The sequence below is a fragment of the Streptomyces sp. NBC_01142 genome, assembly GCF_026341125.1.
In the GTDB taxonomy this organism is placed as follows: Bacteria; Actinomycetota; Actinomycetes; order Streptomycetales; family Streptomycetaceae; genus Streptomyces.
Window position 1 is genome coordinate 1,148,642 of the sequence record NZ_JAPEOR010000001.1, and the last position, 24,552, is coordinate 1,173,193.

Below are 24,552 nucleotides of genomic sequence, written 5' to 3' on the forward strand. Positions count from 1 at the left end.
ACTCATTCTCGCAGCGCCGCGTCCATGACCGCCCGTGCGATGGGGGCGGCGCTCCCGCCGCCGCTGATGTCGTCGCGCTTCACGGAGGTGTCCTCGACGACCACGGCGACCGCGACGTTGGGCCGGATCGAGTTGTCCGCCTGTGCCCAGGAGATGAACCAGGCGTACGGCGTACCGGTGTTGTCCAGGCCGTGCTGCGCCGTACCGGTCTTGCCGCCGACCGTCGCCCCCGCGATCGCGGCATTGTGGCCCGACCCCTTCTCGACGACAGTGACCATCAGCTGCCTCAGCTTCTGGGCCGTTGCCCGGGACATCGCCTCACGGTACGGCTTGGGGCCGTACCGCGAGACGGTGCCGCCGTCCGAGGTGGTCACCCGGTCCACCAGATAGGGGGTTTTCAGATCCCCTCCATTGGCGACCGCCGCCGAGACCATCGCCATCTGCAGCGGCGTCGCCCTGGTGTCGAACTGCCCGATCGAGGAGAGCGCCAGCTGGTCCTTGCTCATGGTGGTGTCGAAGTGCGACGGGGCCACACCGGAGGGGATCCGCAGCCTGCTGTCGTTGAAGCCGAACCTGCCGACCGCGTCCAGCATTCCGGCCTGCCCGATCTTCACGCCGAGGTTCGCCATCACGGTGTTGCACGACCACTGGATGGCGTAGGCGAGCGAGGCGTCGCGGCAGCCGGCCGCCTCGTTGGGGAGTGTGGTCGTGGTGCCGGGCAGGACGTACGGATCGGGTGTGCGGGTGGGCGCATCGACGTCGGCGACGACCCCCCGGTCCAGCGCGGCGGCGGCCGTCACGATCTTGAAGGTGGAGCCGGGCGGATAGGTCTGCCGGATGGCCCGGTTGAGCATCGGCTGGCTGGTCGAGCCGTTGAGCCTCGCCCAGGCGTCGGCGACCCGTTTTCCGGTGCCGGAGAGCAGCCCGGGGTCGTACGAAGGGCTGCTGACCAGCGCCAGGATCCTCCCCGTCGAGGGCTCGAGCGCGGCGACCGCGCCCCGCTTGCCGCCGAGACCGGCGAAGGCCGCCCGCTGCATCGAGGGCTTGATGGTGGTGACGACATTGCCGCCCGGCTGCCGGGTGCGGCTGAAGTCGCTCCGGTAGGGGACCGGGGAGAGCAGGGAATCCGTACCGGAGAGGATGCCGTCCGCGACGTTCTCGATGAGGCTGGTGCCGTACGTCAGCGAGGCGTAGCCGGTCACCGGCGCGTACAACGCGCCGTGGCGGTAGGTGCGTTCGTACCGGAGCTGCTCGGCGGTGTCCCTGGAGCCGGTGACCGGCTTGTCGCCGGCCAGGATGTTGCCGCGCGGCTGGTCGTAACGGGCAATGGCGATACGGCGGTTGGCCGGGTCCTTGTCGAGCGAGGGGGACTGGAAGATCTGCACGCGGGCCGCGTTGACCAGCAGCGCGACAAGGAGCAGCAGACAGAAGGCGGCGGCGTGCCGGATGCAGCGGGTCACCGCTCGGCCTCCAGGGCCGGGACGATGACCCCGGTCTCGGCCGTGTCGGGGTGCGGGGCGCGGGCCGAGTCGCTGACCCTGATGAGCAGCGCCACGATGACCCAGTTGGTGACGACGGACGATCCCCCCTGCGCGAGGAAGGGCATCGCCATGCCGGTGAGGGGGATCAGGCCCATCACACCGCCCGCGATGACGAAGACCTGGAGGGCGAGGATCGAGGCGAGGCCGACGGCGAGCAGCCGCCCGAAGCGGTCGCGCAGGGCGAGTCCGGCGCGGTATCCGCGGGCCACCATCAGTGCGTACAGCAGGAAGATCGCGGTCAGTCCGGCCAGGCCGAGCTCCTCGCCCGCGGTCGCGAGGATGAAGTCGGACTTGGCGGCGAAGCCGATGAGGATGGAGTGGCCGAGCCCCAGGCCCGCGCCGAGCATCCCGCCGGCGGCGAAGGCGAAGAGCGACTGGGCGACCTGGCCGGGTCCCTGGCCGGCGTCGATGGTGGCGAAGGGGTTGAGCCAGTCCTCGACACGGCTGTGGACATGCGGTTCGAGGGCGCCGACGGCGACCGCCCCCGCCGCGGCCAGCACCAGGCCGACGGCAATCCAGCCGGTCCGGCCCGTCGCCACGTACAGCATGATCACGAAGAGGCCGAAGAAGAGCAGCGAGGTGCCGAGGTCCCGCTCGAGCACCAGAACGCCGACGCTGAGCAGCCAGATCGCGACGATCGGGCCGAGGACCCGGCCGGTGGGGAGCTGGAGTTTCCAGATCCTGCGGCCGGTGTAGGCCAGCGCGTTGCGGTTGGCGGCGAGGTACGCGGCGAAGAAGACGGCGAGCAGGATCTTGGCGAACTCGCCGGGCTGGAAGGAGAGTCCGCCGACCCGGATCCAGATCTTGGCGCCGTTCACGGCGGGGAAGAAGATCGGCACGAGCATCAGGACGAGGGCCGCGGCGACCGAGAGATACGCGTACCGCTGCAGGACCCGGTGGTCGCGCAGGAGGACGACGACCACGATGAACAGGGCGACGCCGAGGGCGGACCAGACGAGCTGGGTGGGTGCGGCCGCGTCGCTCGGGGTCTCCAGGTCGAGCCGGTAGATCAGTACCAGGCCGACGCCGTTGAGGAGGATCGCGATGGGCAGGAGAAGCGGGTCGGCGTAGGGGGCGCGGAAGCGGACGGCGAGATGGGCGAGGAGGGCAAGGACGCCGAGGCTCGCTCCGTAGCCCGCGGCGTCCGGCGGCACGGCGTTGTGCCGGGCGAGGCCCACGTTGACATAGCCGTAGACGGAGATGAGGACGGCGCAGACGAGGAGCGAGAGCTCGACGCCTCGCCGCTTGGGGAGGCGTAGCTCGGGCGGGGGAGCGTCCGCCGTCGTTCCGGTCATGGCACGCAACGTAGCAAGACGCGGGGCTTATGTCCCTTTATGTCTCAGTGTTCACTGTTGCGACACTTCGTCAGTCGGGCAACCGTCACCCATAGTTGTTCGCGCAGTGCCGTTGCCGGGCCCGGCGGACCGGTCCGGCACCAACCGCCCGGCACTCGGCCCGGGGCTCGGCCTGCGCCGTGCCCCCGGTCCGCCCTGCCCCCGGTCCGCCCCTGCCGCCGTCCGCGCCCGCCGGTCGGCGTCAGTGCTGGTACGGGTGCTGTCCGGGCTGCTGCTGCGACTGCGGCTGCCCGTACGCCTGGCCGCCCTGCCCGCCCTGCGCGCCCTGCATCTGCAGCTGCTCCGCCTGCTCCTTGGTGATCGTCTGCTCCACGCCGCAGAACGTGCACTGCGTCCCGTACTTCGTCGAGAACGGGAACAGCGGCACGAAGAACAGCGTGAACTTGGTGACGCGCTTCCTGAGTGTGTGCGCGGACGGGTTCCCGCAGTGTCCGCATACCAGTGTCAGTATCGCCAGCTGGTAGAGGTAGCCCTTGGTGCCAAAGATGATCATGCTTTTGGTCCCTCCCGGGTCAGTGCCTGCCGGCACAGGGCCAGCAGCTTCTCGTCCGTAAAGATGTCATGACTGCCGTACCCGCCGTCGATCGCGTTGTGGCGGCGTACGGATGCGAGTTCGCCGCGCAGAAGCAGCTGCGCCGCGTCGGTCTTCAGCCCCGCCAGACACTCGGCGGTCTGGACCCGGGTGTACGGCATCTCTTCCCAGGCCGCATGCAGCACCGGCCATGCCCTCTCGGGGTCGCCCGTCACCCGCAACAGCGCGATCGCCGCGTCCACCCGGGTCCACGGCTCGGCCGCCCGGAGCAGCTCACGCAGCGCGGGTGCGGCGTCAGCACCCGCCGCACCCAGCGAGCCGAGCGCCGTCGCCGCCGTCCGCCGGGCCCCCGAGTCCGATGCCCCCAGGGCGGTACGCAGCACGGGCAGGACGGCCCCGGCGTCCCCCTCGATCGCCCACAGCGCTCCCGCGGTCCTCGCCGCGAGCGACGCCGACGAGCCGGAACCGGAGCCCGAGCCGAACCCTGTTCCCGGGTCGAAGTACACGCCCGCGCCGAAGCCGGCGTCCGAGCCGCAGTCGCGCAGCAGCATCCGCAGATCCGGGATCGCCTCGCGCGCCGCGGGCCCGAAGGCGGTCAGCGCCCGCAGCACCGACTCGATCACCCACTCCCTGCGGTACTCGGGCGCGCCCCGCAGCACGCGCAGCACCTCGGGCACCGCCTCGGCGGCCCGCAGCGCGGCCAGTCCGTACAGCAGCGGTCCCGCCCGGTCGTAGAGCCGGTCGTCCAGCTCCGTCTCTCCCAGGCGCCGGCGGAGCGCGGGGGCGAGCGGCGCGGCGGCCGCACCGAGATGGCCCAGCGCATACCCCAGGTCGTGCGGCGCCTCGTCCCGCTCAAGCGCCCGCGCGAGCACCGGCACCGCCCGCCGGTCACCCGCCCGTGCCAGGGCCGATATCGCGCTGCCGAGCGAGGGGGGCCCGCTCGCCCACTCCCGCACCCAGGCCCCGGGGTCGGCGGCCACCCGGTCCGCCAGTGCGTCCGCAGCGGGCGCGGCAAGGCCGAACAGCTCCTCCAGCGTGGCCGCGGCCGCATCGGCCAGCCGTGGCTCCGGATCGGCGAGCTGCTCCCCGATCAGGCCGACCAGCTCCTCGTACGCACCTCGCCAGGTGCCCAGCAGCCCGCTGCTCATCCGTACGGCATCGATCCGCTGCCCCCAGTCGGGGCTGCACAGCTGGTCGGCCAGCAGCGCGATCCGGTCGTCGACGCGGTCGCCGAGACCGGAGTGGAGCGTACGCAGCAGATCCGCCGTCCAGGGCGCGCCCCGGCCGGCTGTGTCCGCCTCGTGCAGCTCACGCAGCCGCCCGACGAGAGTCGGCGTCGACGGGCGCTCGGCGGGCGGCGGCGGTGCCACCGGCCCGGCGCGCAGCTCGCGCAGGAGGCCGGTCACCCCCGGTACGACATCGGCGGGCAGCGCGTCCGGGGCGCAGCGGGCGAGCTGGGCGAGAGCGGCCAGCCGCAGCCCGGCGCTGTACGGCACCCGGGTCAGCCCGGACAGCCACTCGACCACCTCGGGCGCGAGGCTCCGGTGCCGCAGCGCTATCCGGCCCGCGGCCTCCACCCACGTGAAGCGCACCTCCGCGTCCGGCTCGGACCGCGGCCCGGTGCCCAGCCGCTCCCGCAGCAGACCGAGCACCAACGCGGGATCGTCGTGCAGCGTCGCGAGTGCGAGCGGGACCGCGAGCCGCACCCCGCGGTCCTCGGCGCCGACCAGACCGAGGAAGACGTCCGCCCCGGCGGTCACGGCCGAGGCGGCCATCGCGTAGTTCGCGGCATACACGAACTCCTCGTCCTCCGGGTCCAGTTCGTCGTCGCCGTCCAGATCGATGCCGCCGATGCTGGTCAGCAGCTCGACGATGCCACCCCGGTCCTGGAGCGCCGGATTGGCCACGAGCTCGAGGAGGAAGGGGATGCAGGCCAGCGTGGAGTCGTACACATCGCCCTGGTGATGCACCGCCCCGTACATCCCGTCGAGTGCCGTCTCACGCTCTGCGGGGTCCGCGGAGGCGAGCCCTCGCAGCATTTCCGGCACATCGTCGGCCGGGCCGTAGGCATGCCTCAGTGACGCCCAGTCGACCTCGTCGATCCCCCCGAACACGCTTGCCCCCTCCCGAGAAGCTTGTGCTTGGGGAGAGTGTGCACCACTGCTCGGACATCGCGGGGTTATTGCAGCGAAGGCCCGGGGGCTGGTCCCATGGTCGGGGGGTGGTGGCATGACCGGACTGCGCGTCACACCAGCACGCGGGCAGGGCCGGGACCGGCTGTACGTCAGCCTCCCGGTCGGCCGTCATGTCGCCTGGTACGACAGGGACAGCGGCCGGGTCAGCCTGGTCCACGACCGTTATCGCGCCGACGTGCTCGCCGTGCTGGGGCCGTATCTCACCGGCGAGGTCACCGTGGGGCCGCCGGCCGTTCCCACCTCCGCCGACCTCGTCCGGCTCTCCCTCCACCCCGACGACGACCTGGCGCCCAACCGCCCCGGCGAGGCGCTGCACGCCGAGCTCGACCACGTCCGGGCGTCCCCGCGCCTCCTCCGCCAGGACCCACGACGCGCCGAACTCGCCGCCCAGCAGCTGCTGGGCGACGCGCTGGACCGGCTGGAGGGCGCGGGCTGGCGGATCCTGCACGCGGTGCCGCTGCCGGGCGCCGACCTCATCGACCATCTGGCGATCGGCCCGGGCGGAGTGCTGGCGGTCCACACCCTCCAGGCCCGCCGGATGCGTGTGCGGGTCGCCGACCCCGTGGTCCGGGTCGGCCGCGGCCGGCCGGAGCCGCAGCTGCGTCTGACCCGCCGCCGGGCCGAGCGCGCCACCCTCGCGCTGGCGACCGCGGTACGCCCGGTGCTCGCCGTGGTCGCACCGGCGCGCCTGGACGTCGTTCCGGCGCCGCCCGACGTACGGATCCTGCGGGACGACGAGGTGGCCGCGCTGGCCGGGCTCGGCGGCGTACTGAAGCCCGCCGACATCGACGCGCTGTACGCGACGGCCCGCGACCGGCGCACCTGGCTGCGGGCGTGACTTCTGTCTGACTCAGCGGAGGTTGTCGCCCCAGCCGCCCTGGAGCATGGTCTGGAACGCCCACTTCCCGTCCTGCCTGATCAGGATGTCGGCGTACCGCAGCTGCTGGGTCTGTCCGTCCATGGTCATGGTCGAGTCCGTGAAGACCACGGCCATGGCGGGGGAGAGGAAGACGGGCGTACGCGTGGACTCGAAGGTGATGTCGTCGCTGCCGTCGCCCATCACATGGCCCATCGTCTCGATGAACTGCGCCCGGTCCCACTGGGCCGATGCGCCGTTGCCCGCCGGGTCGTCGCTGACCAGATTGAGCGGGAAGACGGCCATGTCCGCCATGCGCTCGACCTCGCGCTTGGCGCTGTGCGCGTCGTAGGCGGCGAACCACTCCTGGATGCTCGCCAGCTCTTCGGCGGTGGGGGTGTATCCGGTGTCGGGCAGAAACGTCATGCTGTCTCCTCGGCCTCATCAAATTTGACTACTCGGGAACTCTGGAGAAGGTAACCCCGGATCGCTATCTAGTCAAACTTGATTAATCACCTGTCCGGTCGAGATCTCCGGGGAGCCTCAGCCGCAGCACGGTGGTGACGGTGTGCCGTGTCGTGCCCTGCCCCACCTCGGCCACCAGTCCCGGCTCCACGGCCTGGTACGGGACATCGCCCACACCGACCGCCACCGCCGTACCGGTCCTGCCGGTCGTCCGTCCCGCGACCACGCCGGCAACCTGGGCCCGCAGTGCGGGCGCCAGCGGGCTCGACACCACCGGGGTGTCGTCGTCCGGCAGTACCAGGACCAGCGCGGCCGGCCGCTTCTGCGTCCCGGTGAAGCCGACGACGGCCGCATCGCGGGCATGGGTGTGCCGCAGCTTCAGCCACGCGCGCGTGCCGCCCCGGTAGGTCTGGTCGAGACGCTTGATCACCAGCCCCTCGACGCCGATCGTGGGCAGGGTCGCGTACCAGGTCTCCGCCTCCCCGGCGTCCAGGGTCATCGGCACGGGCTGCAGCGGCGGGCCGAGCGGGCCGAGCAGCGCGACCAGCCGCCCGCGCCGCTTCTCGTACGCCGACAGCCGCAGATCCTCGCCGTCCTCGGCGAGCAGATCGAAGGCGGCGTACGACGCGGGCAGCCGGCGTGCGAGGGCGGGGGCCCGCCCGGGCGTGGCGGCCGCGCGCTTCTGTACGGCGGCGAAATCCGTACGCCCCTCCGTCCAGACCACCACCTCGCCGTCGAGCACCGTGCCGTCCGGCAACTGCCGTGCCGCGTCCGCGAGATCAGGGAAGGCGGAGGTGATGATCCGCCCCGAACGGGCCTGGAGCAAGACCTCGCCGCCCACCCGGAAGATCACCATCCGGTGACCGTCGAACTTCGGCTCGTAGGCCAGCCCCGCCCCGCGCGGCAGGACGCTCACCGACTCGGCGAGCGCGACCTTGACGGGAGGCCGCGGCGGCGCGCTCGACGGTCTCATGGCAGCGGCCTGGCGCGGTTGAGATTGACGAGCGGTCCGAGCAGATCCCCGTACCGCTCAAGGCGTGGCGCGATGTCGCCGATCCGGAAGACGAGATTCTCGCCGCTGCCGCTGCCGCTGTCGGCGCCCGCCTCGACCTCGTCCCAGGTCACGGGCGTCGAGACGGTCGGTTCGGTGCGGGCGCGCAGGGTGTAGGGGGTCGCGGTCGTCTTCTTGGCGGAGTTCTGACTGTGGTCGACGAAGACCTTCCCCGGCCGCAGGGAGCGGGTCATCCGGTGCAGGATCAGCCCGGGCAGCGCCGCCTCCCCTTCGACAGCCAGGCTCTTCGCGTACGCCGACACCTTCTCGGACGGCGTGGGCTCCAGCGGCACCAGGACATGCAACCCCTTGGATCCCGAGGTCTTGGCGTACGCGTGCAGCCCGTCCGCGGCCAGCCGCTCGCGCAGCCACAACGCAACCGCACAGCACTGCGTGACCGTCGCGGGCGCGCCCGGATCGAGATCGAAGACCATGCGGTCGGCGACGGCCGGAGTGTCCGCCTGCCACTGCGGCGTATGGAACTCCACCACCAGGTTCGCCGCCCAGATCAGCGACGCCAGATCCTGTACGACCACCTGCCGCGCGTGCTTGTCGTCGGAGCGCGGCACCTCGCTGGTCCGCACCCAGGAGGGGGTCCCGGGCGGCGGGTTCTTGGTGAAGAACAGCTGCCCGTCGGGGCCGTCCGGGTATCTGAGGAAGGACACCGGACGGTTGTGGAGATGAGCGAGGATCGCCCCTGCCGTGGTGGCGTAGTAGTGCAGGATCTCGCCCTTGGTGGTCCCGGTGGCGGGGTGGAGGACCTTCTCCAGGTTGGTGAGCGCCAGGCGCCGCCCCTCCACCTCCGTGATCGGCGTCATACGATGAGAATCCCACGAATCCCGAAAAATCGGATGAAAGGGATCAAAGGTGCGATCCATTTGGAACGGCGCGATCTCCTTCGGTCTGGTCAGCATCCCGATCAAGCTGGTCAACGCCACCGAGAACCACTCCATCTCCTTCCGTCAGATCCATGCCTCCGACGGCGGCCGGATCCGCTACCGCAAGGTCTGCGAGCTGGAGGAGAAGGAAGTGCCGACGGCCGAGATCGGCAAGGGGTACGAGGACGCGGACGGATCGATCATCCCGATCACCGACGAGGATCTCGCCACGCTCCCGCTCCCCACGGCGAAGACGATCGAGATCGTCGCCTTTGTGCCGGCGTCGTCGATCGACCCCCTCCAGATGGACGCGGCGTACTACCTGTCGGCCAACGGCGTACCGGCCGCCAAGCCGTACACCCTGTTGCGCGAAGCCCTCAAGCGCAGCCAGAAGGTCGCCGTCGCCAAATTCGCCCTGCGCGGGCGGGAGCGTCTCGGCATGCTGCGCGTCGTCGACGATGTGATCGCCATGCACGGACTGCTCTGGCCCGACGAGATCCGGCCCACGCAGGAGGTCGCCCCGGAGACCGAGGTGAGTATCCGGGAGGCCGAACTGGACCTGGCCGACGCCCTGATGGACACCCTTGGCGAGGTCGACATCGAATCGCTGCACGACGACTACCGGGCGGCCGTGGAGACGATGATCGCGGCAAAGGTGGAAGGCGGCGAGGTGGCCCCCGAGGCCACCCCGGCAGAGCGCGGTGGCGGCAAGGTCATCGACCTCATGGCCGCGCTGGAGAACAGCGTGCGCGCGGCGAAGGAGGCACGCGGCGAGGAGGGCGGGGACGTCGCGGAGGTCACCTCGATCAAGGCACCGCGCAAGCGGACGGCGGCGGCCTCGCCCAAGCCGAGCGGCAGCGGCGCCGGCGCGAAGAAGTCCACGGCGAAGAAGGCCGCGGCCGCCAAGAAGCCGACCGCCACCAAGTCCACGGCGAAGACGGCCAGGACGGCGGCCACGAAGACGGCGACGAAGGCCACCGCCAAGTCCACGGCCGGGACCGCTGCCAAGTCGACGTCCAAGCAGGCGTCCAAGCAGGCGTCCAAGCAGGCGTCCAAGTCCACCGCGAAGAAGGCCGCCCCGAAGAAGCGCGCCTCGGCCTGACCGGCCCCTCGCCCACGCGCGGGCTCGTCAGGCGCGGCGCAGCAGGGTGTCCATGACGTACGCCAGATAGTCGCTGCGCTGCGCCCCGACGGGCAGGGTCTGCGGTACGGCGTGGCTCAGCTGGGTGTGCCCGAGATAGCTGGTGTACGCGAGCAGCCCGCGCTGCCGCGCCTCGTCCGGCGGGAACCCGTACTCCTCGAAGAGGTGCGCCACATAGCCGACGCGACGCTCCGTCACCCGCTTGAGTACGGCGGCGACTTGGGGATGGTCGGCGGTGGCGAGCAGGGAGACCTCGAGCGGATCCTCGGCGGCGGATGCGGTCACCTCGGCGAAGAGTGAGCGAAGCCGCTTCTCGGGGTCCGGCTCCGCCTCCATGGCGGTGATGATCTCCTCTGTGGAGATCTCCTCCCACCGGGCCAGCGCGGCCTCGATCAGCGCGTCCCGGTTGGTGAAGTGCCAGTAGAAGCTGCCCTTGGTGGCCCCGAGCCGGGCGGCGAGCGGCTCCACCGCGACGGCGGCGAGCCCGCGCTCCCCGATGGCGGCGAGCGCGGCGTCGGCCCAGTCGCGCGCCGTGAGTCTTCTGCGTCCCTGTCCCGCCCGTCCTGCCTGAACCATGTCCGTACGGTACCGTACGGTTGAACATACGCCACCGTATGGAGGTGCGGGCATGCGCATGCTGCGGAACGTCCACGAGCGCGTCGTCGAGGCCCCGGCGGAGGTGGTGGGCGACCTGCTCGGCCGCCTCTCGTCCCCGGACGACCCACTGAGCCCGAGCCCGGCCTGGCCCCCGATCCTCTTCGACGGCCCCCTCGCGGTCGGCGCGGACGGCGGGCATGGCTTCGTCCGCTACTCGGTGGGGGCGTACGACCCCGGCCGCAGTATCCGCTTCGACTTCACCCCGCCGGACAACGGCCACCACGCCCTCGAAATAGAGCCGTTGGCCGCCGACCGCTGCCGGGTCCGGCATGTTCTGGAACAGCAGCAGGGGTGGAAGGCTGCCCTGACCTGGTCCCTGGCGATCAGCCCGATGCACGACACGTATGTCGAGGAACTCCTCGACAACATCACCCGGGCCGCGACCCCGAGCGCTGCACTGCGATCCGCCCGCCCATCGAGGCGGTCGCGCCTGCTGCACCGCCTGATCTGGGAGCGCCCGACCGCGGTGGAGGTGTCTCCTGATGCCGCACTGGCCCATCAGGCCTTCCCCCACCCGGACTTCTCGGACGCCTGGCAACTCCCCCTGGCCCCGGGAATGCCCCGCGACCCCCATGCCTGGAGCGGGGTCCTCCCCTTCCCGGTCCGGGCGACCGCGCCCCATGAACTCCTGCTGGGTGAGGACGCGAGCCACCTGGACTTCCGCGCCTCGGTCCTGATCGTCGACGACAAGGTCACACTCACCACGGTGGTGAAGACCCACAACCGGCGCGGCCGGCTCTACTTCGCGGTGGTCCGCCGCTTCCACCCCTTCATGTCCCGCACGATGCTCCGCCGCACCCACCGCCGCCTGGCATTCGCGGCGCCGTCGGCGGCGGAGCGCGTGATGTCCCTCGAGCAGGAGGAGTCCACCTGACGGCGGCGATCAGCCTCTGTCCTGGCGTGACGGCCGGCCCCTGCCTGGCGTGACGGCCGGCCTGCGTCGGTCGCGGTGTCAGCCTGCGTCGGCCGTGACGGGGGCCTTACGGGGGCGGGCCATCTTCCTGGCGACCACAGCACGCGGCAGGTGCCGCGCGGCGAGGGCAAACGCCTTGTACCGCCAACCGGTGATGCTCACCGGCCGGTTGTGGTGCAGGTCCTTCAGCGCCTGGCTCACCACCGCGTCGGCCTCCAGCCACGCCGAGGAGGGCAGGGAGCTCACATCCATCCCCGCCCGGTCCTGGAACTCCGTACGTGTGAAGCCGGGGCAGACGGCGAGGACGCGGACCCCGTACGGCGCCAGGTCGACGCGCAGGGACTCACTGAACGCCGTGATCCATGCCTTGGCGGCGCCGTACGTCCCGGTGGGCAGCAGGCCGGCCACGGACGAGAGGTTCAGGATGGCCCCCCTCCCGCGCGCCCGCATCCCGGGCACGGCGGCGTGGCTGAGTCGCAGCGGTACGCGGACCAGCAGGTCCAGCATCCGCTCCTCGTCCTCCACCGGGCTGTACGGGAAGGGGGCCGCCAGTCCGAAGCCGGCGTTGTTCACCAGAACGTCGACGGGCCGGTCCCGGGCGGCCAGCCGGTCCTCCACCGTCCGGCATTCCGCCGGCTCGAGAAGGTCCGCGGCAAGGACGTCCACGGAGATCCCGAAGTCCGTCCGGAGCGTCTTGGCGGCGCTTTCGAGGCGCTCCTTGTCGCGGGCGACCAGGACGAGGTCGCAGCCTTTGGCCGCGAAGCGGCGGGCGAACGCAGCACCGATGCCCGCGCTGGCGCCAGTGATCAGAACCGTGGTCAAGAGAACATCGCTTTCAGAGTGAGGGCCTGAAGGCCCGAGTGGAGGCTGAACCGTAGGCGTGTGCCACGTCGACGAGAAACTTCTTTTCGTCCTCGAGGTCGCTGCTCTCGAGAGTGGAGGTACTGAAGGAGCTCTGCTGCTGCGGCCTGCCGCTGATCTTCGCCCTGCGGGCCTCCTTGATCACACAGGCCAGCACGGCTGCGTCGCTGTCCGACGGCGGAACGCCATCGGCGGCCACGTGACTGCGAGCGAGATCCGGGACCTTGGGCTCGATGTACTCGTTGAGGATCAGGATGGCGTCGCGGGTCTCGATGACCTTGCGGTACACGAGCAGCCTGCGGGGGACCGGCGGCCACAGCAACTCGACGATTCTCGCCCGCGGTTTGGTCAGGGCCACATGAGGCACGGCCTGCACGAGGTCGCTCCACAGCGGCCACAGGTGCCATGCGGCCGCGCTGTCCGTCACCGTACGACGCAGTATGAAGAGCGTCGGTACCAGGAGGGCCGCCGCTCGGAACAGGGCGTGGAGATTCATGAGGAGCGGCAGGTAGGGAAGAGCCCAGGTGCTGTCGAGGGTGACCCGGACCAGATATGCCAGCCAGAAGAGCCCGGCCAGCGCCGTACCGATTCCGAAGAGGCGCAGGCCGGCAGCGAGACTGCGGCTCTCCGCGTGCCTGCTGTAGCGCCAGCAGACAAAGACACAGACGGTGTTCGCCAACAGGTGGGCAGCGATCAGCGTCAGCCAGTAGCCGAGCGTGGGAGAGGGATCTCCCACGGGCGGGACGCCGTGCTCCTGATGCGGACTCGCCATGATGTCGAGCGTCACCAGGACACCCATCAGGATGCCGACGGTGACGCATGAACCGGTCTTCAGCCGTCGTCCGCCGGTGGAGGCAGCGACGAAGAAGAGCACCGCGCCGGCCGACAGGACGCCGGTCATGTTCCTCGTCAGAGCGACGAAGTGGGCTGATTCCGAGCCCCTCATGGCGAGATCGACGACGTCGGGGAGATTGAGCGTCATGGCGGCAGCCGCCGTCGCAACCGCAAGCCACAGTCCGCGCTGGCGCTGCGAACGAACGGCCGCGGGAGAACGCATCAGTACGGCGAGCCATAAGCACACCACACTCGGGTATGCGAGGGAATTTCCGAACTCCGCTATGTCAGACGACATCCGACGCCCTTACGCCGAGGGCCGATTCAAGCTTCTCCAGTACCCCTTGCGGCTTTTCCTCCTGCGGCTGATCCGCTCTCATCCGTATCAGACTGGCGAGCATTTCGGCCTCTCGCTCCTGGCGCGTGGTGTAGTTGGTGCGCCCGAAGAGACGCCGCACGCGCCCCGGATCCAGATCGGGCAGCAGCGCCTGGACGTCGTCGCCCTTCCGCTGATCCAGTGTGTTGTGGCCGAACAGCATGTGCCCGATCTCGTGCAGCACGATGTGCTCCCGGTGCACCGGGGAGGTCTGTGCCTCGTAGAAGACGTGGTCGGCGGTGGTGGTTCCGATCCACAGCCCGCAGACCCCGGATTCAGCCGCTTCTCGCGGCAGCGGGCGAAGGTGCAGGGGCCTTCCCCGTTGTTCTGACACCCGCTCACACAGAACATCCAGGGAGAACGGGCGGGGTAGTTCAATGTTGTTCAGTATGAGCTCGCAACGCCGACGCAATTTTAGATACTGGTTCGGCATGTGCTCCCCTTTTTGCCCATTCTGCGCGCAGCGATGATAGGTGTGTGTGCAAGGCGGCATGACATCCTCACCCTTCAGAGCGGCTGTGTGAAAAACGCGCGCCCTGGTGGCACTCGACGGGTGGAATCCGAGGATCGCGCGCAGGGGTTCTCGCCGGGTGGCGGGTACGGGGACGATGATCACGGCGATGGATTATTGAATGAAGCAATGAAGTACTGAGTTGAGTATGCGGCGACGTGTCTGTACTGGAGGCCCGACGGTCCGCCGAGACGGACGGGCGCCGGCCCTCATGCGTACAGAAGATCCGCACGAGTTGGCAAGGGCGGGCCCGAGAAGGCTGGGTGATCAAGCCATCACCTGCTGTCGGGGTTGAGCTGACGGCCGGTCACCCGCCGGCCCGGCGCCGTCTCACTCGCCACTCACTCGCGATCGGCGCGCAGCAACGACAAAGGGCCGGACCCGGTGGAAGTGGGTCCGGCTCGTGTCTGTGGCGCTGTCGCGGGTCGGAGAGTCGTTCATGCCGGCTGCTGCGAAGTGCCCCCGGCGCGTACGAGCAGGATTCTCGAGCGGGTCACGTGCCGGCGGTCACCGGTGAATCGCCCCTGTCGCCCACCGAGTTCTTCGCCGCGGACCTCGGGATCGGACGGTCGTCGCGCAGCGCGTCCCACACCCGGTGGGAGGCCTTGTCGAGAGGCACGACCCGTCCCGGGTCCTGAGGGTCGTAGGTGACCGGCAGGGTGACCATGTTCATATGGCCGGGGGTGATGCCCTTGAGGTCCTTGGCCAGGCGCAGCAGTTTGCTCGCGGATGCGAGGTCGGAGTCGGCGCTGACCGTACGGGTCGCCGTGTCCGCGAGGTCGTACAACTTGGTCGGGTCGCTCGCCAGGCCGATGGAGTCGAAGCGGTGGATCAGCGCCTTGATGAACGCCTGCTGGAGCTGGATGCGGCCGAGGTCGCTCCCGTCACTCACGGCGTGCCGGGTCCGTACGAGCTCCAGCGCCTGCTCGCCCTTGAGCGTGTGCCTGCCGGCGGTCAGGGACAGGTGGCTGCTGTCGTCCTTGATGGCCTTGCTGGTGGTGATGTCCACGCCGCCGAGCTCGTCGATGAGCTTCGTGAAGCCGTTGAAGTCGACTTCGAGGTAGTGGTCCATGCGGACGCCCGACATCTTCTCGACCGTCTTCACGGTGCAGGCCGGTCCGCCCACCTGGTAGGACTCGTTGAACATCGCCTGGTGCTCGGCCGGCGCGGTACCGCCCTGAGGCTTCGCGCAGTGGGGCCGTTCGACGATCGTGTCCCGCGGGACGCTGACGACACTGGCCTTCTGGTGGGACTTGTCGACGTGCAGAACCATCGCCGTGTCGGACCGGGCGCCGCTGACGCCGGTGCCGTACTGGCCGTGCGTTCCCGCCCGCGAGTCGGACCCGAGCAGGAGGATGTCCATCGAGCCGTCGTGCTGCTCGCCGGGGCGGTCGTGGCCGAGCGCCGTGTTGATGTCGGTGCCCTGGATGTTGCCGTCGAGCTGCGACCAGAGGTAGGCCAGCCCGCCTCCGCCGACTGATACGACTCCGAGGGCGACCCAGGCGGCGATCCGCAGGGACCTCAGCCGTGCCCTGCGCCGGGAGCGGTATACCTTGCCGGGCCCGTAGTCGGCCGGCGTGGGGGCGCCGGCCGGGGGTGCCAGGTGGTCGTCTCCGCTCGCGTGTGGCATGCGCTGTCAGTCCTTCGTTCGCCGTGGCTCAGTAGCCGGTGGCTCGGTAGGCGGTCGCTCAGTGGCCGGTCGCTCAGCAGGCGGTCGCTCAGTAGGCGGAGTCGACGTTGTCGATGGAGCCGTACTTGTCGGCGGCGTAGTTGGCGGCCGCGGTGATGTTGGCGACCGGGTGGGTCAGGTCGTTCGGGGTGCCCGTGACGTGGTAGGCGTCGAAGGTCGGCTGGATGACCTGGAGCAGGCCCTTGGACGGCGTGCCGTTCTGCGCGTTGATGTCCCAGCCGTTCTCGGCGTTCGGGTTGCCGCCGGACTCACGCATGATGTTGCGGTGCAGGCCCTCGTAGCTGCCGGGGATGCCCTTGGCCTTCATGATGGCCAGCGACTCCTTGATCCAGCCGTCGAGGGTGTTCGGGTAGGCCTTCTTCGCCTTCTTGGCCGCCGGGGCGTCGGCCGCCGCGACCTTGGCCGTGGAGGCGCTCACCGAAGCCGGTTCGGCGGCGTGGGCGGCCGAGGGCACCATCGTGAGGGCCGCTGCGGCGGCACCGGCGGTGGCTATGCCGGCGACGGAGAACTTGCGGAGCCGGGCGATGCGGTTGCTGATCTGGGTGTGCGCGGTCATGCGGATGTACCTCTCCATAGGGGACGTGTCGGGGAGGCCGACCGTGGTCGGTACGGCTGGAGCGGAGCGGGGGCTCCGCAACGTGGGCCGGTGCGGTCGAATCGGGCGGTATCCACCCGGTCCGGCACTCGGCTCCCCGGAACGACAGCCATGGTTAACGGCGCCCGGCGGAGGACGCAACGATGTGACGTACTACCGAACTACGCAGGTATGTCCGTAATGGGCTCGAGTGGAGGATGCCTGCGCCGGAGTACGGAAAAAGCCCCTACTACCGCGCTTAGGAAGTGACGTGGCTCCTATGGGCGGGCTCACACGCAGCGGCCGGTTTGGGGCGTTTCGGCAGGCATTGAATGACTCGCGGTCGCGACCTTGTCACCCTTGGTGCGCAAAGAAGGGGTGCAGGGGCGCTGGGCGGCCCAGGCAAGGGGATGTGACCCCCGGCGAGGGCATCCGGAGCGTGCGGTGGGGGCGTGCTTTTCGCTCGGTCCGGGGTGGCCGGGGTGGCCGGGGCGGGCCGGGACGGTCGTGCGAACGTTCGCCGGGTACCGGCTGCGGCTCGCCCCGCCGCGGACATCTCCCGTTCCCCGGAGGCGAGTTCGCCCTGGCGCGACTTCCCGTACGGGATCAGCCTCGGCCGTCAGGTCTGGTTCCTGCGCGCGTGGAGGGGCTGGAGAGCCTTCCTCGTGAAGACCGTGATGCTCTTGAGCGGGGGCACCAGCGTCAGGGTTGTGAGTGCGTCGTCCTGCCTGGTGACGGTGAATGCGTGAGCCGTGTGCTCGTCCGCCGGCCAGATGATCCTCATGTCGCCGTCCTCCGTCTCACGGCAGTCGCCGTAGGTGAGCTCAAGACGGTTCGGCTCGGGAGCCGACCAGGTGAACTCGGTGTTGGACGCGTAGGCGCCCTCGCGGCCGTACTCGACCCATCCTCTGCCGCCCCCGACGAACAGCAGTTTCCAGAAGAGGCCGTCGCGTGCCGCGTGCCAGAAGCCTTCCAGTTCATCCATCCGCCGATGGTGACAGGCCGGTGCGGGTCGCCGCCCCGGGGGCCGCGGGGGCGAGGCCGTGCCGGTGGGCGGAGGCCAGGTACGACACGTCGCCGCACACACGCGAGAACCCCGTTCTCGGCGAAGCCGTGGAGGGCGGGTCCTTGGCACCCCGTACCTCCCGTCGGCTGTGGGGTCTGTATGCAGGAGCGGCCGGTCCTGCCCCCGAGGCAGGTCCGGCCGCTTCTGTGTGTGGGGGTGTCTGGGTTACTTGGCTGGTTCGGGTTCTGGTGTGTCGTGGGGTTCTTGGGTGGGGGTGGGGTCGGTGGGGGGTGTGCGTACGGAGTCGAGGAGCAGTTGTGCGACGTCGACGACTTGGAGGGTTTCTTTGGCCTGGCCGTCGTTCTTCTTGCCGTTGACGGAGTCGGTGAGCATGACGAGGCAGAAGGGGCAGGCGGTGGAGACGATGTCGGGGTTGAGGGAGAGGGCTTCGTCGACGCGTTCGGTGTTGATGCGTTTGCCGATGCGCTCTTCCATCCACATGCGGGCGCCGCCGGCGCCGCAGCAGAAGCCGCGTTCTTTGTGGCGGTGCATTTCCTGCTGGCGCAGGCCGGGGACGGCGGACATGATCTCGCGCGGGGGTGTGTAGATCTTGTTGTGGCGGCCCAGGTAGCAGGGGTCGTGGTAGGTGATCAGGCCGTCGACGGGTGTGACGGGGATGAGCCGGCCCTCGTCGATGAGGTGCTGGAGCAGCTGGGTGTGGTGGATGACTTCGAACTCGCCGCCCAGCTGGGGGTATTCGTTGGCGATGGTGTTGAAGCAGTGGGGGCAGGTCGCGACGATCTTCTTCGACGACTTGGGCTTCTTGGTCGTCTCGTCGTCGTCTTCGCCGTAGGCCATGTTGAGCATGGCCACGTTTTCCTGGCCGAGCTGCTGGAAGAGGGGTTCGTTGCCCAGGCGGCGGGCGGAGTCACCGGTGCACTTCTCGTCGCCGCCCATGATGGCGAACTTGACGCCCGCGATGTGGAGCAGTTCGGCGAAGGCCTTGGTGGTCTTCTTGGCCCGGTCTTCCAGGGCGCCGGCGCAGCCGACCCAGTACAGGTAGTCGATCTCGGTGAGGTCTTCGATGTCCTTGCCGACGATGGGGACCTCGAAGTCGACTTCCTTGGTCCATTCCACGCGCTGCTTCTTGGCCAGGCCCCAGGGGTTGCCCTTTTTCTCCAGGTTTTTGAGCATCGTGCCGGCCTCGGAGGGGAACGCGGACTCGATCATCACCTGGTAGCGGCGCATGTCGACGATGTGGTCGATGTGTTCGATGTCGACGGGGCACTGTTCCACGCAGGCGCCGCAGGTGGTGCAGGACCACAGCACGTCGGGGTCGATGACGCCGTTTTCCTCGGCGGTGCCGATCAGCGGGCGCTCGGCCTCTGCCAGGGCGGCGGCGGGGACGCCGGCCAGCTGTTCGGGGGAGGCTTTTTCGTCGCCTTCGATGGTTTTGCCGCCGCCGGCGAGGAGGTAGGGGGCTTTGGCGTGGGCGTGGTCGCGGAGCGACATGATGAGGAGTTTGGGGGAGAGGGGCTTGCCGGTGTTCCAGGCGGGGCACTGGGACTGGCAGCGGCCGCACTCGGTGCAGGTGGAGAAGTCGAGGATGCCCTTCCAGGAGAACTGCTCGACCTGGGAGACGCCGAAGACGTCGTCCTCGCCCGGGTCCTCGAAGTCGATCTCCTTGCCGCCGGACGTCATCGGCAGCAGCGCGCCGAGGGCCGTGGAACCGTCCGCGTTCCGCTTGAACCAGATGTTCGGGAAGCCGAGGAAACGGTGCCAGGCCACACCCATGTTGGTGTTGAGGCCGATGGTGATCGCCCAGGTCATGGTCACGCCGAGCTTGACCATGGCGAAGAAGTAGACGAGGTTCTCCAGCACCGGGAGGCTCAGGTCCTTGAAGGTCAGGACCAGCGGATACGAGGCGAAGTACCCCGGCTCGTAGCCCTCGACGTGGTGGATCGCGCCCTCGAGCCCGCGCAGCGCCATGATGCAGACGCCGATAGTGAGGATGACGTACTCGACGAAGTACGCCTGCCAGGCCTTGGAGCCGGCGAAGCGTGACTTGCGGCCGGCCCGCGAAGGCAGGTTCAGCAGCCGGATCGCCATCAGGATGACGATGCCGACGGTCGTCCCGAGCGCGATGAACTCGGTGTACATCTCGTACGGCAGCCAGCCGCCGACCACCGGGAGTACCCAGTCGGCCTTGAACAGCTGGCCGTACGCGGTGACGATCGTCAGTCCGAGCGTCAGGAAGCCGACGGCGACGAACCAGTGCGCGACGCCGACGATGCCCCAGCGGTTCATCCTCGTATGGCCGACGAACTCCTTGGCCAGGGTGAGGCTGCGTGCCACGCGGTCATTGGCGCGGCTCCCCGCGGGCACGGGCTGGCCGAGTCTGACGAAGTGGTAGATCTGCGCGACGGCTCGGGCGATGAGAGCAACGCCGACCACGGTCAGGGTCAGCGACACGATGATCGCGGCGAGTTGCATGAGGGCTCCTCGGGCCTGCGAGAGCGGGTGTTCTTCCAGAAATACTAAGCGGTAGCTTTGCTATTTTCGCTGACATTACCCAGGATCACAGGCTCCATGGCGCCGCACGGCGGTGATCTGCGTCGCTGACGCTTCGGTACTTTCCGGGAGCAGTACGGCCCGATCGACGGCGATCCGGTCGATGGCCGGCAGGGTTTCGTCCAGGATCGTGAACACCTCCCGCGCTGCTGCCCGGGCGGCGGCGCCGATGTCCGGGGCAAGCGCTGCAAGCACCTCGATCGCTCCGGCCGCGTACCGGTACGCCGTGGCGACCTCGCTACATGGACTGGCCGACGGGGAGCCGGAGCCGCTGGATGGGGCGGCAACTGCGTCGGCCTGACCGACTCATTCGTCGAGCCGTTCAACGAGGAGCATCGCCACATCGTCCGCCAGGAAGCCCTGGGTGTGTCGGATCAACCCCTGGTGCAGTTGTTCCAGGAACTCCTGCGGGGTGTGGGCGAGCGCTTCCATGGCCTCGGGCAGGGCGAAGAAGTCGTCGTCACGATTACGGGCTTCGACCACGCCGTCGGTGTACAGCAGCAGACGGTCGCCGGGTGCGAACGGATAGCTCTCCGCCTTGCCGGCAGGACCGGTGATGAAGTCTTCCAAGCCGATGGGCGGCAAGGGGAACGCGGGCATCAGGGTCTGGACCTTGCCCTGGCGCAGTACCAGCGGAGGGTGATGGCCACGGTTGACCACCTCGACCACGGGTCCGTCCGGCACCTGGGCCACGACCGCGGTGACGAAGCCCTCCAACAGAGCTTCCTGATCGACCGCACCCGACACCGGGTACTCCCGTTTCAGCGCGGCCGCGCAGTGGTTTATTACCTCCGCCAGTTCATCCTCATAGTGAGCGGCCTCCCGGAACGCGCCCAGCACAGCGGCGGCCGCGCGCACAGCGGGCAGCCCCTTGCCCCGAACGTCCCCCACGATCAGCCGGACCCCGTAGCGGGTCTCCACAGCCTCGTACAGATCGCCGCCGATCTGTGCCCCCGACTCGGCCGCGAGGTACATGCTGGCCGCCCGCACCGGACCCAGCCGGGCGGGTACAGGCCGCAGGATGACTTCCTGTGCTGCCACGGCGATCCGGCGGACCTGGTTGAGCTCGTTCCGACTGCGGGTACGCGCGGCGCTACTCGTGGTGATGCTGGCCACCGACACCACGAGAAGAGCCAGAAGGTTGCTGTAGACCTGCTGGCTGCCCCACGCCTGGTTGTAGGTGGCGGTGGTGATGCTGACGGCCAGAGCCAAAGCCGCTGCCGAGATGGTGCCCTTGGGGCCCATGGTGACCGCGGCCAGCGCCGGAGTCGCGATGAGGAGGGGGCCGGTATACAGAAAGTGTGCAGGTGAGAGCTCGATGCCCACCACGAGCAGGGCGATCGCGAAGGGCACACACTGCGCGAGCGTGAAGAGAACGGCCCGGCTGTGACCGCCCGCTCCCGGTCGAGGAGACGAGCGGAAGATCGTCCGCATGGGTACAAGCCTGCCTTGTCGAAGCCCGCTGTTCCACTTGTCGCTCTTTCCGGCCTCCCGGGCCTGGTGAGCCTTGAAGACGGACCCAAGCGGCTCATCCGCTGATGATCAGCGCGTCAGGCGATGGAGGGCCCTCTCGTGAAGTCACTCAAATGCTGCACGGACCGCCATTCAGGCGGGCGTCTGTTGCCGCTCGCTGCGGTCGCGCGGGACCTTCGCGATCGGTCACCAGTTCCGATCGGCGCTTAGCGCTACGCCTCCCGTCGTTGTCACTTCGGGGAGTGTCGGGCTGCATCGCCGATCGGGTTCAGCAAGGACGTCAATACGTCAATGTGCGTATGGTGCTTTGTTAGGTTGTCTATTCGTGAGCAGATGTTCACCTATCCGGGCTAATTGTGAGACTTCAGTGATGATCGGCTGGATCTTCTGAAAGACTCCCGACCTCGCGAATTTGGGGAGGAGCCGTGCCGGCTTGGGGGATCACGCTCGTGCTGATGGGCATCGTTTCCGGCATGCAGTTGATCATGAAGGTTATTTCGCGCGAGCCGCCACCTGGGAAGAAGGTCAATCTAACTCTGGAAGACGCGGTCCTGTGGATTGACTGGGTCGTTACAGCGGGCGTGGCGTTGGCGCTAACCCTCCTTTCGGCCACAGCCCGAGGTGAAGCGAGCGTAGATGTACTGGTCGGGCTGCTTTTTGTCTGCGTTGTGGGCATGCTTGTGGTGCCGGTACTCGTTCGGGTCCTCTGCTACGACGGGACGGGAGGGATCAAAGGATGGTCATACGTCGTTCTAGCCGACCTGGCGGGGATGATGGTGCTGCTGGTCTCTGTGACGACAGGGGTGAATATCTATGGAGCGTAAGGTCCGACCGACTGGGGCAGCGGTGCCTCCTGAACAGCGCCGCACAGAGCTGAAGTTCAATGTCTCCCTGGCCTCTGTCGTGGTGCTCGCGTTCGCGGGTGTGGCAGCCGTCGGCATCCTCAGCGGTGGCGCCACTGGAGAGCTGATTGCTGCGTTGGTGGCTGCTGCGGGAACTCTCACGGTCGCCATCGTCGCCAAGAGGAATGGTTAGGTGCCCAGTTGATGCCGCAGGCGCGATTCGATACCCATCTGGCGCAATCCCTGAGAGGTTCGCTCAGTAGCCGAAGAAGTAATGCGGCGGGTCTCCGACCTGCGGTCACGTAAGCCCTCAACGCTGCGATCTGCGGAGCTGTCGGTGGTTGTCAACGTTGTTGCTCGCTGAGCGCCTTTCACGGCCCCGAGGCGGTACCAGGAGGCCGCGCCGCGGTGTGATACATCCGCTTCAGGAGTTCGATCAGCTGTGGCTGACAAGCACTTGGCCGCGCGCGACCCGGCCGCTTGCGATCGCCCAACGCCGTTCCGGTCTGCTGTCGTTGATGTCAGAGGGTGATGTCAGGTTGGATGGCCTCATGGAACGTGTTGAGGCTGGGCTGCTCACGGACGGTGGGAACAACGCTGTGGTGCGCCTGCCCGGTCGGCGGTTCCCCGGTGTGCTGATCCAGGGTGACTCTCTCTCCATCCTTCGCAGCGACGTTGCTGAGGTGGTGGAAGCCTGTGACCGGGGCCCGCGAAACGGCCGGACTTCTCCTCGTCGACCTCGACGCTCTGCTGACGCGCTACTCCGCTGCGCTGGACGCACGCGAGATCCCTCGACCGTACTGACGTTGCCGGGATGCTGAGCTTGGGAATCATCGCGCTTCTGGGCCTCTGTTTCGGCCTGACCAGCGGCGACAGGGGCCCAAGGCGAGCCTAGGGGCTCTCCCGGGCATCCGCTGTTGACCGCGAGCTCGTGCATGGTTGACGCCGGCGCGTCAAAGACCGTGGCTTGCCCTCAGGGTTCATATTCGGGAATCGCCGGACAGGGTCGCGGCGTGCTGGTCTGGGGGGAGTCCGGCGACTGCTTGGATCACGTCGGTCAGGTGCTCGCGGCGGCCGTCGTGGCGGGCAAGGGCCCGCTAGTTCTTGAGCTGGGCGATGCCGTGCTCGACGCGGATGTGACGGGAGGAGTGGGCTTTGCGCTGGCGTTCATGCATCTCCTCGTACCAGCCCAGGGCATTCACTTGAACTTGCGGTGCGGTGGTGTCACCACGCGCCCGCCTGTCTGGTCGCCAGGGCCCTGGTATCCGGCGTCGGCGAGGATCCCGACCGCAGGGCCTGGTCAGTAGCCTGACCAGGCCCAACTGGCGGGCGTGGGCGATATCCGCGCAGCTTGCCGACACTGCCGGGCTGCAGAACAGCAGCTGCCCGGCAGCGTCCGTGACGACCATGGACTTGACGGTGTTCTGCTTGTTCTTCCCGGAGATGAACTCTGCCGGTCCTTGCGCCCGGAGGGCGCAAGGACCGGAGCTCGGTCCCGTCCATGATTCCGGTCTGCCCGCTCGCACCGAGGTGGTCAATGACCTCGCCGAGGGTACGCAGCCGGACGTCGGATGACGGTGGCCAGCAGCTGGTCGACGAATACCAGCTTGTGTTTCGCCCCGGCGCCCACGGACCGGTGATGGGGGCGTGACACGAGACCAGATTGGTGCTGCTCGTGCCACAACGGGCTGGTCTCCCCGATGGGTTCAGCAACCATGCCGGGCGACAATCCCGATATCCGCTGGCTGCGGGTGGTCGCTGCACGTAGTCGGTTCCCCACCACACCGACCATGATCAACAGTCACGGTCCCGACGGGCCAGTGCCAACAATGCACGCGCTCGCTAGAGGCGTCTGGGAAAGCAGAGGCTAGAGGCGCGGGAGTGGCGACGATGAACTCTTCGTTTATGGCTGCTGGAGTTGTCTGATTAGCTACTGCTCGGAGCGTTCCAGTGGAGCCGGTTGTTGTCCGGCATGGCGGGGCGCCCAAAGGCCTGGCCTAGCCACATCCCGTAGGTCTTCTCTGGCTCAGGGGCACTGCGCGGCACCTCGGAGATTTACTGAGCTGCGTACGGCCCGGCAGAGAGCACAACGGCTGAAAATGTCTCGCAGCAGGCGTTGACACCTGACTCGTTGTCAGCGGCACCTGCTCCAATTCTTGTTGCGCGGCCGGGGGGCCGAAGGCAGAAGACTGAGGGGGATGCGGTGCCCTGGATCAATTCGTACGTGAAG

The 24,552-nt window shown here is 68.8% G+C and carries 22 protein-coding genes; 5 read left to right on the top strand and 17 right to left on the bottom strand.

Annotated elements, in window-relative coordinates:
- Positions 1-2: 2 nt before the first annotated feature.
- The 4 genes from OG883_RS05495 to OG883_RS05510 form a co-directional block, all read right to left on the bottom strand.
- Positions 3-1,460 carry a penicillin-binding protein 2 gene (locus OG883_RS05495; RefSeq protein WP_266535691.1) on the bottom strand — a complete coding sequence of 486 codons (1,458 nt, stop codon included), beginning with the start codon at positions 1,458-1,460 and terminating at the stop codon, positions 3-5.
- Positions 1,457-2,836 (bottom strand): FtsW/RodA/SpoVE family cell cycle protein, encoded by a 1,380-nt coding sequence (locus OG883_RS05500; RefSeq protein ID WP_266535694.1) that lies wholly within the window; start codon positions 2,834-2,836, stop codon positions 1,457-1,459. The genes OG883_RS05495 and OG883_RS05500 overlap by 4 nt, the downstream gene beginning before the upstream one ends.
- A 241-nt stretch (positions 2,837-3,077) precedes the next feature.
- The gene (locus OG883_RS05505) at positions 3,078-3,389 is read right to left on the bottom strand and encodes a zinc-ribbon domain-containing protein (protein WP_266535697.1); all 312 of its coding nucleotides are present in this window, start codon (positions 3,387-3,389) and stop codon (positions 3,078-3,080) included.
- Complete coding sequence (locus OG883_RS05510; protein WP_266535700.1) at positions 3,386-5,542, bottom strand: HEAT repeat domain-containing protein; 2,157 nt, start codon at positions 5,540-5,542, stop codon at positions 3,386-3,388. Before OG883_RS05510 ends, OG883_RS05505 begins: the two co-directional genes overlap by 4 nt.
- Before the next feature lie 115 nt (positions 5,543-5,657).
- Here OG883_RS05510 and OG883_RS05515 point away from each other — a divergent pair, with 115 nt between their 5' ends.
- Positions 5,658-6,461 (top strand): NERD domain-containing protein, encoded by an 804-nt coding sequence (locus OG883_RS05515; protein WP_266535702.1) that lies wholly within the window; start codon positions 5,658-5,660, stop codon positions 6,459-6,461.
- Positions 6,462-6,473: 12 nt separating this feature from the next.
- On the opposite strand, the gene OG883_RS05520 is transcribed toward OG883_RS05515, so the two are convergent.
- The 3 genes from OG883_RS05520 to ligD all read right to left on the bottom strand — a co-directional run bounded on the left by OG883_RS05520 (position 6,474) and on the right by ligD (position 8,813).
- The gene (locus OG883_RS05520; protein ID WP_266535705.1) at positions 6,474-6,905 is read right to left on the bottom strand and encodes a DUF4440 domain-containing protein; all 432 of its coding nucleotides are present in this window, start codon (positions 6,903-6,905) and stop codon (positions 6,474-6,476) included.
- Positions 6,906-6,987: 82 nt separating this feature from the next.
- Positions 6,988-7,917, bottom strand: coding sequence for an ATP-dependent DNA ligase (locus tag OG883_RS05525; RefSeq protein ID WP_266535708.1), 930 nt, complete (start codon positions 7,915-7,917; stop codon positions 6,988-6,990).
- Positions 7,914-8,813: a non-homologous end-joining DNA ligase gene (gene ligD / locus OG883_RS05530; RefSeq protein ID WP_266535710.1), complete on the bottom strand. Its 900-nt coding sequence runs from the start codon at positions 8,811-8,813 to the stop codon at positions 7,914-7,916. The genes OG883_RS05525 and ligD overlap by 4 nt, the downstream gene beginning before the upstream one ends.
- Before the next feature lie 49 nt (positions 8,814-8,862).
- On the opposite strand from ligD, the gene OG883_RS05535 reads away from it, so the two are divergent.
- Positions 8,863-9,975: a Ku protein gene (locus OG883_RS05535; protein WP_266535713.1), complete on the top strand. Its 1,113-nt coding sequence runs from the start codon at positions 8,863-8,865 to the stop codon at positions 9,973-9,975.
- A gap of 27 nt (positions 9,976-10,002) precedes the next feature.
- Here OG883_RS05535 and OG883_RS05540 read toward each other — a convergent pair whose 3' ends face one another.
- On the bottom strand, positions 10,003-10,590 hold the full coding sequence (locus tag OG883_RS05540; RefSeq protein ID WP_266535715.1) for a TetR/AcrR family transcriptional regulator: 588 nt from the start codon (positions 10,588-10,590) through the stop codon (positions 10,003-10,005).
- Positions 10,591-10,642: 52 nt separating this feature from the next.
- On the opposite strand from OG883_RS05540, the gene OG883_RS05545 reads away from it, so the two are divergent.
- A complete protein-coding gene (locus OG883_RS05545; protein WP_266535718.1) occupies positions 10,643-11,545 on the top strand; it encodes a DUF2867 domain-containing protein in 903 nt (300 codons plus the stop codon).
- A gap of 78 nt (positions 11,546-11,623) precedes the next feature.
- Here the strand turns inward: OG883_RS05545 and OG883_RS05550 are convergent, their stop codons facing one another.
- The 9 genes from OG883_RS05550 to OG883_RS05590 form a co-directional block, all read right to left on the bottom strand.
- Positions 11,624-12,406, bottom strand: a complete 783-nt coding sequence (locus OG883_RS05550; protein WP_266535721.1) for an SDR family oxidoreductase — start codon at positions 12,404-12,406, stop codon at positions 11,624-11,626.
- Between the two features lie 13 nt (positions 12,407-12,419).
- Positions 12,420-13,577 carry an MAB_1171c family putative transporter gene (locus OG883_RS05555; RefSeq protein WP_266535724.1) on the bottom strand — a complete coding sequence of 386 codons (1,158 nt, stop codon included), beginning with the start codon at positions 13,575-13,577 and terminating at the stop codon, positions 12,420-12,422.
- Positions 13,567-14,088 (bottom strand): hypothetical protein, encoded by a 522-nt coding sequence (locus tag OG883_RS05560; protein ID WP_266535727.1) that lies wholly within the window; start codon positions 14,086-14,088, stop codon positions 13,567-13,569. The genes OG883_RS05555 and OG883_RS05560 overlap by 11 nt, the downstream gene beginning before the upstream one ends.
- Positions 14,089-14,659: 571 nt before the next feature.
- Complete coding sequence (locus tag OG883_RS05565; protein ID WP_266535730.1) at positions 14,660-15,796, bottom strand: LCP family protein; 1,137 nt, start codon at positions 15,794-15,796, stop codon at positions 14,660-14,662.
- Between the two features lie 88 nt (positions 15,797-15,884).
- Positions 15,885-16,412, bottom strand: coding sequence for a transglycosylase SLT domain-containing protein (locus OG883_RS05570; protein ID WP_266535732.1), 528 nt, complete (start codon positions 16,410-16,412; stop codon positions 15,885-15,887).
- 637 nt (positions 16,413-17,049) lie between these two features.
- Positions 17,050-17,415, bottom strand: coding sequence for a hypothetical protein (locus tag OG883_RS05575; protein ID WP_266535735.1), 366 nt, complete (start codon positions 17,413-17,415; stop codon positions 17,050-17,052).
- A 246-nt stretch (positions 17,416-17,661) separates the two neighbouring features.
- Positions 17,662-19,929, bottom strand: a complete 2,268-nt coding sequence (locus OG883_RS05580; RefSeq protein WP_266535737.1) for a (Fe-S)-binding protein — start codon at positions 19,927-19,929, stop codon at positions 17,662-17,664.
- Between the two features lie 75 nt (positions 19,930-20,004).
- Positions 20,005-20,202 carry a hypothetical protein gene (locus OG883_RS05585; RefSeq protein WP_266535740.1) on the bottom strand — a complete coding sequence of 66 codons (198 nt, stop codon included), beginning with the start codon at positions 20,200-20,202 and terminating at the stop codon, positions 20,005-20,007.
- Positions 20,203-20,313: 111 nt separating this feature from the next.
- Positions 20,314-21,441 carry a PP2C family protein-serine/threonine phosphatase gene (locus tag OG883_RS05590; protein ID WP_266535742.1) on the bottom strand — a complete coding sequence of 376 codons (1,128 nt, stop codon included), beginning with the start codon at positions 21,439-21,441 and terminating at the stop codon, positions 20,314-20,316.
- 494 nt (positions 21,442-21,935) lie between these two features.
- On the opposite strand from OG883_RS05590, the gene OG883_RS05595 reads away from it, so the two are divergent.
- Positions 21,936-22,304, top strand: coding sequence for a hypothetical protein (locus OG883_RS05595; protein ID WP_266535743.1), 369 nt, complete (start codon positions 21,936-21,938; stop codon positions 22,302-22,304).
- A 22-nt stretch (positions 22,305-22,326) separates the two neighbouring features.
- The gene (locus OG883_RS05600) at positions 22,327-22,515 is read left to right on the top strand and encodes a hypothetical protein (protein WP_266535746.1); all 189 of its coding nucleotides are present in this window, start codon (positions 22,327-22,329) and stop codon (positions 22,513-22,515) included.
- Positions 22,516-24,552 lie beyond the last annotated feature (2,037 nt).